Genomic DNA, 13278 nt, shown 5'->3' with positions numbered 1-13278 from the left:
TATGTAGGCTGATTTATTGGGGTTTTATAGATTTGAGTAAATGGAAGGTTGTATTTAAATGGTTCCCTGCAGGAATCGAATAACTGTCTAATTTTATGATATTGATGGTTTTATTTTTGTCTGGAATATTTGGTACCAGCAAAAATACCATCAAGGGCCGTCAGAATGATGGTTTTGGACAAAGCAGGAATGTAATCCAGGAATGGCAATACATCATATGGCCGACACTATGCCGTATGAGGCATTGAACTGTTAATATGGCCGTTTTGAGCATGAAGGCTGCGTGTGATGGAGTGATATGACTAGTAATCATTGGCTGGACCAAATGACAGAGTGGCTCATCGAAGCCCGACATTCGCACCAAAATCTCAACAAAAAAGATTCTGTTGAGTTTAATGTCTTCCGATATATCACTGCTGACGAAAATGGTCTTTCACGCATCCTGGCTGACTTGCTCGACGTGCGCGGTGTTCATGGTCAGCAAGCGCTCTTTCTAAGCACCTTTCTGGATTTGATTGAGCAAAGTTTATGGGATGCAACATCTTGTCGGTTTGTTGAGTGTGAACAGCAGACTGATGCCCTGGGCACTAAACGTCGAATTGATATCGTCGTACAAGGGGAACGATGGACTCTTGGTATAGAGAACAAACCCAGTGCCGCCGATCAACCCAATCAGGTTTTGGACTATCTCCACGAGCTAAGGAAGCGCCGCAGTGGATTAAACGAAACGCTGCTGATTTACCTGACACCCGAAGGGAGCAGACCAAGTCTGTTTAGTATTGATAAGCACCAATGTGACGCTGCGCTTCAGTCTGGTGAGCTTGTCCTCCTGTCGTATCAAAGGCTCGTCGTTTGGCTTGAGGGGCTGTGCAAAAATGATGATATACCTTACCGCTTGCGAGTCTTTCTATTCGATTTGCAGCGTTTTATTTCGGTGAATGTGCTGAATTGCAGGGAGGGGAAGGTTGTGGATGTTTTGCTAGACAAAATCTTTACTGACGAATCAACGCTGGATACCACGTTAAGTCTACTAAGCCTTAAAAATAGCATTTATCAAAAACTGACGAAAAAAGCGACTGCAGATTTGATACCACCAGCAGGCTGGGAGGTATGTAGAAAATTATATCCAGATTACGGGATTGGATTGCGCCCTCCAGAGGCTATTGGCTGGCACTACTGTATCGAACCTGGCAAAAGGAGTTATGAGGATTGGAGTTACGGTATTAAGCTGGATGATGCTTCGAATGCTACCGAATCAGCCTTGCTGGCTGCGCAACAACTCAGAATAGATTTCCCAACAGGGGCGAAAGCGAGTGCCTGGTGGCCATGGTGGCGTAGCTTTAATGGATATTTGTCGCATGACCTTGACCCCATTGAATACAGGGATTGGCTTTCGAATAATCGTGCATGGCTTGAAATGAACAATGGTGAGTTCTCCAGGCGCTGTGTGGATTTGTTCATTCGGTTACATGAGTCGGTTAGCAGTAGAATTGCTTCTAACGAATAATGGTTTTCCAGTCGTTGCCCAAAACCTCGTTTCAGGTCATTACGTAACGCACTAATCTGTGTAAAATCAGAGCTAACCCAATATCGTGGAGTGCTCTGCTATGGCTGGCGTAAACAAGGCTCATTTAACTGAAACGGACATCATTACCAAATTCATCCTGCCAGCGGTTAAAGATGCTGGCTGGGACATGATGTTGCAAGTCCGTCAGGAAGTGAAACTCCGCGATGGTAAGATTGTGGTTCGTGGCAAACTGGCCTCGCGTATCAAAGTTAAGTCTGCTGACATTGTGCTCTACCACAAGCCGAATTTGCCGCTGGCGGTGATAGAAGCCAAAGCCAATCAGCACGCCATCAGCAAAGGAATGCAGCAGGGTCTGGACTACGCCAGTCTGCTTGATGTTCCCTTTGTGTTTGCGACCAACGGCGACGGTTTTGTTTTCCACGATAAAACCAACCCGCAGCAGCTTGAATCAGAAATCACTCTCAGTGATTTTCCAACCCCTGAACAACTCTGGCAGAAATACTGTGTCTGGAAAGGCTTTACTCAGGAACAACTGCCCGTTATCAGCCAGGATTATTACGATGACGCCAGCGGGAAATCCCCTCGTTATTATCAGATGCAGGCGATCAACCGAACGGTAGATGCTGTATCTGCAGGAAAGAATCGCATTCTGCTGGTAATGGCAACCGGGACGGGGAAAACCTACACCGCATTCCAGATAATCTGGCGGTTGTGGAAAGCGAAAAACAAAAAACGCATTCTGTTTCTCGCTGACCGAAATATTCTGGTCGATCAGACCAAGCGCAATGACTTCAAGCCATTTGGTTCAGCGATGACCAAAGTTACCGGGCGCACCGTTGACCCCGCTTATGAAGTACACCTGGCGCTGTACCAGGCGATCACCGGGCCGGAGGAACATCAAAAAGCCTATAAGCAGGTTGCTCCCGATTTCTTTGATCTCATAGTCATCGACGAATGCCACCGTGGCAGCGCCTCTGAAGATTCTGCCTGGCGGGAGATCCTGGAATATTTTGGCAGCGCCACCCAGATAGGCCTGACGGCAACGCCGAAAGAAACCGAAGAAGTCTCCAGCACCGATTACTTTGGTGAGCCGGTTTATACCTATTCCCTGAAAGAAGGCATTGAAGATGGCTTCTTAGCCCCGTACAAAGTGGTGCGCGTCGATATCGACGTTGATGTACAGGGCTGGCGACCGGTTAAGGGTCAGTTAGATAAATACGGCGAAGAGATTGAAGACCGAATCTACAACCTGAAAGATTTTGACCGCACGATGGTGATTGATGAACGTACCATGCTGGTAGCGCAGACCATTACCGACTATTTGAAACGTACCAACCCGATGGATAAAACCATCGTCTTCTGCAACGATATTGACCACGCCGCTCGGATGCGCCAGGCGCTGGTGGTACTCAACCCAGAACAGGTGCTGAAGAACGAAAAATACGTGATGAAAATCACAGGCGATGACGATATTGGCAAGGCGCAGCTGGATAACTTCATTGACCCCAAAAAAGCTTACCCGGTTATCGCGACAACCTCTGAGCTGATGAGTACCGGCGTCGATGCGCAAACCTGTAAATTGGTGGTGTTAGACCAGAACATTCAGTCAATGACCAAGTTCAAACAAATCATCGGGCGCGGCACGCGTATCAACGAAAAGCACGGCAAGCTGTGGTTCACCATTCTCGACTTCAAAAAAGCGACAGAGCTGTTTGCCGACCCACGTTTTGACGGCTTGCCAGAAAAAGTGCTGGTGGTAAAACCTGACGACATTTCGGACCCGGCGTCTGATTTTAATGACCAACTCGATGCGGAAGATAACGCAGATGGTGATGTTAGCGTCGTCAATGAAGCGCGGGAAGAGGGAGCCGAATACAAGGTGAACCGAGACAAGTTCGCCGGAAACGGTGAATTCCACGACGATGACGAAAACAAAGTCCGTAAATTCTATGTGAATGGTGTGGACGTTAAAGTGTTGGCGAAGCGCGTTCAATACTACGATGCCGACGGTAAACTGGTGACCGAATCCTTCCAGGATTACACCCGCAAAACGATGCTCAAAGACAGTGATTATGCGTCTCTGGATAGCTTCGTGCGCAAATGGCAGGAAGCTCCTCGCAAGCAGGTCATCATTGAAGAGTTGGAGCAACTGGGAATTCTGTGGGATGTGCTGGCCGAAGAAGTGGGCAAAGATCTTGATCCGTTTGATCTGCTCTGCCACGTAGTGTACGGTCAGCCGCCATTGACGCGCCATGAGCGTGCCGCCAACGTGCGTAAGCGCAATTACTTCACAAAATATGCGGAACCCGCGCAGCAGGTCCTTAACACGTTGCTGGATAAATACGCCGATGAAGGCGTGCGGGAAATCGAAGATGTTCAGGTGTTGAAGCTGAAACCCTTTGATTCGCTGGGGCGTCCGATTGAAATCATCAAAACACGCTTTGGTGACAAACAGGCCTATGAGCAGGCTGTGAATGAACTGGAAAACGAAATCTACCAGTTCCCACCACGTTCAGCCTGATAACCCAAAAACACTATGCCACTGGTCGCCCTTGCGCCGGTGGCATCCTTTTTTAAGAATGGAATAACAACATGTCGATTAGCTCAGTGATTAAATCCCTTCAGGACATCATGCGCAAAGATGCAGGTGTGGACGGCGATGCCCAGCGTCTGGGGCAGCTTTCGTGGCTGCTGTTTCTGAAGATTTTTGATACTCAGGAAGAAGAGCTGGAGCTGGAACAGGATAACTACAGCCTGCCAATCCCGGAACGCTATCTGTGGCGTACCTGGGCGGCGAACAGCGAAGGGATTACCGGCGATGCGCTGCTGGAATTCATTAACGACGACCTGTTCCCAAAACTGAAGAACATGATTGCGCCAATCGACACTAACCCGCGTGGTTATGTGGTCAAACAGGCTTTCAGCGATGCCTACAACTACATGAAAAACGGCACCTTGCTGCGTCAGGTAATCAACAAACTCAACGAAATCGATTTCAGCAGCAGCCAGGAACGCCATCTGTTTGGCGATATCTACGAGCAGATCCTGCGCGACCTCCAAAGCGCTGGTAACGCTGGTGAGTTCTATACCCCGCGTGCGGTAACACGCTTTATGGTTAATCGTATTGATCCGAAACTGGGCGAGTCGATTATGGATCCAGCCTGTGGAACCGGCGGTTTCCTCGCCTGTGCATTCGATCATGTGAAAGAGCATTACGTCAACACCACCGAAGACCATAAAACGCTGCAACAGCAGATCTATGGCGTGGAGAAAAAGCAGCTGCCGCACCTGCTTTGTACCACCAATATGCTGCTGCACGGCATTGAAGTGCCGGTGCAAATCCGTCACGACAACACGCTGAATAAGCCGCTGTCCTCCTGGGATGAACAGCTGGACGTGATCATCACCAACCCACCGTTTGGCGGCACCGAAGAAGACGGTATTGAGAAAAACTTCCCGGCAGAGATGCAGACCCGTGAAACCGCCGATCTGTTCCTGCAACTGATTATCGAAGTGTTGGCAGACAAAGGCCGCGCGGCGGTGGTATTGCCAGACGGCACGCTGTTTGGTGAAGGTGTAAAAACCAAAATCAAAAAGCTACTCACCGAAGAATGTAACCTGCACACCATCGTGCGGTTACCGAACGGCGTGTTTAACCCCTATACCGGTATCAAAACCAACATTCTGTTCTTCACCAAAGGCCAGCCGACTAAAGAAGTCTGGTTCTATGAACATCCGTACCCGGATGGTGTGAAGAACTACAGCAAAACCAAACCAATGAAGTTTGAAGAATTCCAGACCGAAATCGACTGGTGGGGTAACGAAGCCGACGGTTTTGCCAGCCGCGAAGAGAACAACCAGGCGTGGAAAGTCAGCATCACCGAGATCATTGCCCGCAACTTCAACCTCGATATCAAAAACCCGTACCAGGGTGAAACCGTCAGCCACGATCCGGATGAGCTACTGGTGCAGTATCAAACGCAGCAGGCAGAAATCAGCGAATTGCGTAACCAGCTACGCGAAATCCTCGGTGCTGCACTAGCGGGCAACAAGGGGGCGAACTGATGACCGTTGAGAAGTTAATCACAGACCATATCGATATCTGGTCCTCTGCCCTGCAAACTCGCTCCACCGCCGGGCGTGGCAGTAACGGTAAAATCGACCTCTATGGCATCAAGAAACTGCGTGAGCTGATTCTGGAACTGGCGGTGCGTGGCAAACTTGTGCCGCAAGACTCGAATGATGAACCGGCGTCAGAGTTACTGAAGCGTATTGCGGCTGAAAAAGCCGAGCTGGTAAAACAGGGAAAGATTAAAAAGCAGAAGCCTTTGCCGGAGATTAGCGAAGATGAGAAGCCGTTTGAATTGCCGGTTGGGTGGGAGTGTGCTCGCTTAGGTAACACTGTTGCAATTATTCGCGGAATTACTTTTCCTGCGAATGAAAAACATAGAGAACCGTCAGAAGGAAAAATAGCTTGCCTACGGACAGCTAATATTCAAGATAATATTGAATGGGATGATTTACTTTATGTCAGTAAATCATTTGTTAAACGTTCAGAACAATTCGCTGAAAAAGGCGATATTGTTATGTCAATGGCTAATAGCCGAGAGCTAGTTGGAAAGGTTGCATACATATATGATATTCCTACTGGCGAAGCAACATTTGGTGGTTTTTTAAGTGTTATTAGACCATATGGAGTTAATGCTAGCTATTTGATGTCTGTATTACGTTCTCCTAATATAAAATCTATCCTTATTGATAGTTCAAGTCAGACAACAAATATTGCTAACATTTCTCTCGAAAAGTTAAATCCCCTTGTTATTTCAGTTCCTCCTATTGGTGAGCAGAATCGAATCGTTTCTAAATTAGAAGAGTTAATGTCCCTCTGCGACCAACTGGAACAGCAATCCCTGACCAGTCTGGATGCCCATCAGCAACTGGTGGAAACCCTGCTGGCAACGCTGACCGACAGCCAAAATGCCGAAGAACTCGCCGAAAACTGGGCGCGAATCAGCCAGCATTTCGACGCGCTGTTTACCACCGAAGCTAGCATTGACGCCCTTAAACAAACCATTCTGCAACTGGCAGTAATGGGTAAACTGGTCCCGCAAGATCCTAACGACGAACCTGCTTCTGAGTTGCTTAAACGTATTGAGCAGGAAAAAGCGCAACTGGTGAAAGAAGGTAAAATTAAAAAACATCCTCCGGTTGAACCTTTGGGAGAACCTGCCTTATTACCCCGTTCGTGGTTAAATATTGTTGTTCAGGATTTTGCTGACATAAGGTTGGGAAGTACTCCTGATAGATCTGAAAAGAAATATTGGAATGGAGATATCCCTTGGGTTAGCTCTGGCGAAGTTGCCAATGAGGTTATTTTAGATACAAAAGAAAAAATCACACCTGAGGGTTTTAAAAACTCGAGCACAAGTATGATTCCAACTGGTAGCTTACTTATGGCAATTATTGGGCAAGGAAAAACGAGAGGACAGACGGCAATTTTAGGTATTGATGCATGCACCAATCAAAATGTTGCTGCTTTTGTTTTTAACCAAGTGCTTGTCGAACCTGAATATGTTTGGATCTGGGCGAAAAGTAAGTATTTGTCCCATAGAGGAGATGGCCACGGTGGAGCACAACCCGCACTAAACGGGAAGAAAGTCAGAAGCTTTATCTTTCCTCTGGCTCCAATCAAAGAACAGCAGCGAATCGTTAGCGAAGTGAAGCGACTTAATGATATTTGTGACACCCTTCAATCCCGCCTGCAATCCGCCCAGCAAACCCAACTCCACCTGGCGGATGCGCTCACCGACGCAGCATTAAACTAAGGATCAGACGATGCCGGTTCATCATGCTATCTGGCGGGTGGGGGAGAACCCTCAGCCGCTGACCATCAGTAAACTGGTCAGTGAGCAGTTGCTCGAGAAGATGATCTTAAATGACCCAACCATCCTCTCTGACCAGTGGATGATTATTGGTCATCAGGAAAATACGCTCGACAAAGGGCGCATCGACCTGCTGGCTATCGCGCCGGATGCCTCTCTAATTCTGATTGAGCTTAAACGCGACCGCACACCGCGTGAAGTGGTCGCTCAGGCGCTGGATTACGCTTCGTGGGTCGATGATTTAACGGCAGACCGTCTCTCACAGATTTATGAGAAATTCTCCGGTGGCGGCAATCTGGGTGACGCGTTTAAGCAACGTTTCAATACTGAGCTGGAAGAAGAGTCCATCAACCAGTCGCATCAAATCATCATTGTGGCAGCGGAGCTGGATCCGTCGACTGAACGCATCGTGGACTATCTGAGCAAGAACGGCATCTCGATTAACGTACTGTTCTTTAAGGTGTTCCAGCACGGCGAAGAACAGTTCCTAAGCCGTGCCTGGCTTATTGACCCAAGCGAAACGCAAACCAACGCCGTACAAGCCACCGCAGGGGCCAGTGCCAAAACCAAGGAGCCCTGGAATGGTGAGTTCTATGTCTCGTTTGGTGATCCGCAAAGTCGAGTCTGGGAAGAAGCGCGTCGCTACGGGTTTATCAGTGCGGGTGGCGGAAGCTGGTACAGCCAGACCTTAAAGCAGCTCCAGCCGGGTGACCGAATTTGGGCAAAAATCCCGGCAACGGGTTACGTCGGCGTCGGGATTGTGCAGAGCGCCGTTGAGCCTGCCAGTAGCTTCACCATCAACACTGACGACGGTGAAAAGCTGGCGATGGATGTGCTGAAATTTGGTGCCGGATATCGCAACAACGCCGACGATCCCGACAAATCAGAATATTTTGTCCCTGTGAAATGGCTGGAAACGCGCAGCGAACAGGAGGCGGTCAATGAGATTGGTTTCTTTGGTAATCAGAATACGGTCTGCAAACCGACCACACCAAAATGGCGGCACACAGTCGATAAGCTAAAGCGTATTTTTTTACGCTGGGACACTGAACGGGCAGAATAAGAGAGGCTGGAATGATGTCTGTTAGCGATAAAGTATTGAAACTCGCCTTCCAAGGGGAATGGGATGCTCTTTTACCCATTCTTCGTGATTATCCTCATCTGGTAAATCACCCTAGTGAACCTAAAGGTTATACACCGCTACATCAGGCTGCATGGCATGGGGCGAATTTGTCGGTTATTGGAGAACTGTTATCTCTTGGCGCTGACCGAAGTGCGACAACAAATGCTAAGCGGCAGACTGCTTATGACATCGTGGTTGAAAAGCACAAACGGCCTGATCTGCAATATCTTCTGTTTCCGCAAAAATTGACCATCGCACAAATTTTCAGAAAAGTGGTTTCCACTGAGCGGCAATTGTTCACGGATTATGATGGCAACCAAATTTTGGTCGATAAAATGATTGCGGCTTCAGGTGTTGAGCAATGCCCTGATGACCTTAACGAACTGGATACCAGACTAAGTCACCTCTTTTTTGCGTTGACGGGGAAAGCAATATCCACTGTCGATTCTGTTCGTTTTTCCGTTTCTAGTAGTTTTACGTTTGAGATTGAACCGGATTTTTTCAGGCTAATATTTTTCCCGCTGGTACATAAAGTTGCGGCAAAAAAGATTAGCTATCTGGAAAGTGATTGGGCCGTTGTATCCGACTTATTTGATCCTGCTCCGACGCAATGGGGATCGAGAGGTGACTTGTTCTTGTGGCTGGAGATGCGACAGGCTTTATGTCAGGTCAGTATCCCTGAAGATAAAGATGAATTAGCGAATATTATTTCGGCAGCATTTCAGTCACTGACGGGGAAGTCGTTAATCAATCGGGTGGGCGGCAACGACTTTTACGTTGAGCGATTCAGTCGTGGTGGCGGATCTTCGGGTTATGTTGCTTCCCTGTTTTGGCTTAATGAGTTCATCCCACAATTGCAACAGCGGTTAACTTGGCTGCAAACTGTTTGGTCGATTTCTCCACGTTCCTTATGAAGCTTTTTTTAGTAATCATTGGGCGTTGTTTTGCTATTTTTCACGGGATTATTTCATCGCTTCAAATTTGATGTGTTCGCTTAAATTGTTTTAAACAGATCAGGGGGAAATATGACTACAGCAGAATTAGGGCAGTTAATGGTATTGCAGAAACTAACGAGCCTTGGTGCCAGTAATGCCATCGTCCAGAAAGAGGGCAACAGGTCATCCATCACATTTGATGCCCCAAACGGTAAAACGTATAACGTTACCACCAGAGCGAAAACGTCAGGGACCTGGCAAACCTCAACAAACTATGCTGCCCAGTGTACCCTTGATAAAAATGACAATGAGTTTTGGGTATTTATCGATCTTGGTCGAGAACCGAATACTTTCTATGTCACGCCGCTATCCTGGATCAGGAATGATATTTATACGGCATATATGGGTTATCTGGAGAAACACGGTGGACACCGTGCGCAAAATGATGAGTCGACTCATCATGCTATTTCAGTAAAACGTATTGCTGGCTGGGAAGATGCGTGGAGAGAAATGGGCTTGAGTGAGTCTGTAAATGATTCAGCATAACCAGCCTCACCTGAAAGATTACGGGGGCAGTCATCAGCCACTCGTATGATGAAATCTGTGTGGTCATTTTTCATATCCACCATATCGACTCTGATTTTTACTGATAACAAGCAGGTTGTGTTGGTTACGTTGGTTTAGTTGGTTCACTGTCCGCCAGACATTGCCAACACTGGATTTTTCTGAACCAACATTGGTGATGTTGTGATGGTTCAGAGAGACTTTCTGTTGGTTCACTGCCTATCAGGGTGAATGTTAATATTACCAATTGTTGGTTTAATACGGGTATTTGTTGGTTCAGCGCTGGTTCAACATGCGAATTAAAATTCTTATAAAACAATGAGCATTGCATATTGAACAGACTGAGCTAACTGAACCAACACCCTTTTTACGTATGTGAAAAATGCTATTCCTCAGATGCGGCGTAGTCTTCTGTCTGGAAGGTCAGGACGTAAACGTTAATCTGCCTTCCGTCGATACGAGGCGATTTGCGCTGGTAACCTCGCCCGCTCGTAGGAGGGGTCAACATCCCGGAATTTTTCAGAACTTCAGCGAATTGCTTCGGGTTAAAGTTCCGGGCGATTTCATTTTCAAATGTGCCCCGGAAGGTGTAGTAGATTGTCGGATCGTTTTCGTGCTTCCCTTTCTGACGATACCCCGCCAGATCCTTAATCGGCATATCGGCTGAGCTATAGGGGAACGGTGCAAATCGGCTGAATCCATAGGAATTTAAAAACGCCTCGCACTGTTCAATTATTTGCTGGTGTTCTTTGTTGCCGGTGCCAAACTCGCGTAGCCACGCGTTGTAACTGTGCTGTATTGCATCACGGCAGGCCTGTGCATCCCATCCTGTGACCGCTTCACTCAGCTGTAACGCTGCCTCCAGAATGGCAAATCGTGCGGCCACACGATGCACCTGCTCGCCATAGTCGGCAGGAATAAGATTGCGCCAGTGTGCTTCACACTTACGCACGGTATCAATCGCCTGTTGCGAGTGGTCCGTCAGCCATTTTATCCACGTCCTTCCAGCGGAGCCGTGATGGTGCTGGTATGCTTCTTTGAGTGCGTCAGCATGTTGCTTGCCGTTCGTGTATTCGTGAAAGCGCTCAGCTTTACTGAGCGGTATATTCAGTAGGCGAACGAGTTGTCCCGCTTTGGTTTTACGCCCCGCACTGGCTATGAATGTTTCTAAATCCATTTCACCTGTACTGATAGCCACGGTTCGCCAGCGTTTTAAATCGCGGTTGCCGCCTTCCTTCGCACCCTGCAATTTCCCTACACCGTTAAATAGCGCATAGGCAGACTGCGATACGCTCACCGGGTCAGCTCCCTGTCCCACTTCATCCAGAGGCATTAATCCGTCATTGTGGGCGGCAGCTTCGTTTGCCAGCCCTAGCGCCGTGCCGTACCACGTCAGGCGTAATAAATCCGGATCGCCGTATAAGCTGCTCGCCACATTCGCGGTGGTGGTTTTGCCTGCGCTCGACTGCTCATAAAAGTGAATGCCGAACCCATCCGCGCCCGTCAGGCCGATTAATGCCGCGGCTAGGGCGGCAGCGACGCCGGTCATCATTGAATAGTTGCCGTATGCTAGACGCGCCACACTTCCACGCCAACTCTCAGTTGTGCCCTGTACGGCATAACCTGCACTTGCGGAGCTGCGACCGCTGAATAAAACAGGCCTGGCAGGTGTGCCGATGATTTCTCCGTCGGGCATGATATATGCCCCGCACTGCCAGCCAGTGGCATAGGTAACACGCCATAGCTCATGTGAGCTGTTGCGCTGTAACCAGTCGGCCAGAATTGCCCTCATATTGCTTTTAGCAGTGACTTTAACCCCGCCTGCTTTCAAAGCGCGCCAGCCTTCTCGCTCTCCAATATCCGCCAGGGGAATGGCAGCGGTCGTCGGTACGTCTAAGCCAAAGGCCAGCCAGCGTAATATCAGATACTGGTCTTTATCGTCGCGTCCGGAGCCGATCACGTCCATTGCTGACGCCAGCCAGTTTTCGTTATTGATAATATTGCCGCTTTCTTTGTCCACTTTTGGCACAATCCAGTACACACCATACTCCCGGCTCTCGATACGCGGTTTTAACGGGTCTATTTCTGGAGGGCTAGATTTACCTCCCTCAATGGCCTGCGACTTTGGTTTCACGCTTTCCCCCTGTATCTGGTATATCGAATAGGTAAACATGCTGGTGGCCTCAGTTAACCCGTATTGCTGGTGGTGATCATTCCAATCGGCTTTATGCTCGCCCGGAGGAAGAGCCACCCATCCCGCTACCACGTGCGCCGCTTTATCTGCGGCTTCTTTCCCGGTGTTAGATTGGTTGTCGAGGTAGTCGTTATCAGCGGCAATAATTATTTGTGCCTGTGGGTACTGCTGACGCATATGGATGGCGACGTGTAACAGGTTCCCAGCATCGACTGCACACACAGTCAGCGCATCCGGTCGCATCAAGTTAACGGATAAAGCAGTTGCCAGCCCTTCGGCAAGGATCACTTCCTGCGGTTGCTCTGGTGCGTTAATGGCGTGGAATGCTCCGCGTTTGACTGAATCCACTACAAGGCGCTTTTCCCCGCTCGAGGTAATGGTTTGTGCGGCAGTGACCGCTCCGGTGTTGTCCACCAGCGGTAGTAAGATCGCGCCATTAGTGAGAAGTGGATAGGTGAGGCCGTTCAGCCCCTTTGATTTCAGATAGTCAGATTCGCCCTGTGTGACGTTCTCGCTCATCGCTGCATAGCGGCGAGCAAAGGCTAGGCGACGATGCTCTGTGTCCTGTGCGGCCTGCTCTTGTCGTGTCTGCTGCACTGTCTCAAGTAATGCCCGGCGCTCGATAGCAACGCTTGGATTCGTTTGCGTTGTCCGGTAATCAATACCCAGCACTTCCGCCACGAGTTGTGCGGCCTCTGTCGTGCCACAGTCATTCACCTTCTTAATCAGGTCAAGGCCATCGCCAGCGCCACATTGATTGCAGATATGCGCCCCGCGCTCGTTGTCGTCGAACCGGAAGCGATCTGTTCCCCCGCACGCGGGGCAGGCGGTATGCTTGAGCGGTGAACTAGGCACGTCTATATTCAGGCCAGCCAGAACGGATTGCCATTGCCCGGCAGCGGTATGAGTCACTTCGCGGATAAAGTCGATATTACGCATCGGATTCACCGCTCAAATGTTTGCTAATGATAATTAGCGGGTCACTTTTTTTAGCGTGAGTTTGGCCGCTGGCGGTTAAGCCAGAATTTTTTAATTTCATGGTTTTACTCCAT

General features: G+C 48.8%; 8 protein-coding genes. 7 read left to right on the top strand and 1 reads right to left on the bottom strand.

Going from position 1 to position 13278, the window contains the following annotated elements; translation table 11 throughout:
* The first annotated feature begins 298 nt into the window (after positions 1–298).
* The 7 genes from WBL83_RS14355 (at position 299) to WBL83_RS14325 (ending at position 10014) form a co-directional block, all read left to right on the top strand.
* Positions 299–1507, top strand: a complete 1209-nt coding sequence (locus tag WBL83_RS14355) for a PD-(D/E)XK nuclease family protein (RefSeq protein WP_424589782.1) — start codon at positions 299–301, stop codon at positions 1505–1507.
* 100 nt (positions 1508–1607) lie between these two features.
* Positions 1608–4049, top strand: a complete 2442-nt coding sequence (gene hsdR, locus WBL83_RS14350; protein WP_424589781.1) for an EcoAI/FtnUII family type I restriction enzme subunit R — start codon at positions 1608–1610, stop codon at positions 4047–4049.
* A gap of 71 nt (positions 4050–4120) precedes the next feature.
* Complete coding sequence (locus WBL83_RS14345; RefSeq protein WP_424589780.1) at positions 4121–5593, top strand: N-6 DNA methylase; 1473 nt, start codon at positions 4121–4123, stop codon at positions 5591–5593.
* Complete coding sequence (locus tag WBL83_RS14340; protein ID WP_424589779.1) at positions 5593–7353, top strand: restriction endonuclease subunit S; 1761 nt, start codon at positions 5593–5595, stop codon at positions 7351–7353. Before WBL83_RS14345 ends, WBL83_RS14340 begins: the two co-directional genes overlap by 1 nt.
* A 10-nt stretch (positions 7354–7363) precedes the next feature.
* Complete coding sequence (locus WBL83_RS14335) at positions 7364–8473, top strand: nuclease (protein WP_424589778.1); 1110 nt, start codon at positions 7364–7366, stop codon at positions 8471–8473.
* 11 nt (positions 8474–8484) lie between these two features.
* Entirely contained in the window at positions 8485–9447 is a 963-nt protein-coding gene (locus WBL83_RS14330) for a hypothetical protein (protein ID WP_424589777.1), read from the top strand.
* Positions 9448–9558: 111 nt separating this feature from the next.
* A complete protein-coding gene (locus WBL83_RS14325; protein ID WP_424589776.1) occupies positions 9559–10014 on the top strand; it encodes a hypothetical protein in 456 nt (151 codons plus the stop codon).
* Positions 10015–10417: 403 nt separating this feature from the next.
* Here WBL83_RS14325 and WBL83_RS14320 read toward each other — a convergent pair whose 3' ends face one another.
* Positions 10418–13165, bottom strand: a complete 2748-nt coding sequence (locus WBL83_RS14320; protein WP_424589775.1) for a DUF927 domain-containing protein — start codon at positions 13163–13165, stop codon at positions 10418–10420.
* Between the last annotated feature and the right edge of the window lie 113 nt (positions 13166–13278).

It is taken from the genome of Buttiauxella sp. (genome assembly GCF_049686335.1).
GTDB lineage: Bacteria > Pseudomonadota > Gammaproteobacteria > Enterobacterales > Enterobacteriaceae > Buttiauxella.
Note: the sequence above shows the minus strand (reverse complement) of the source record. Positions and strands in the feature narration are given on the sequence as shown.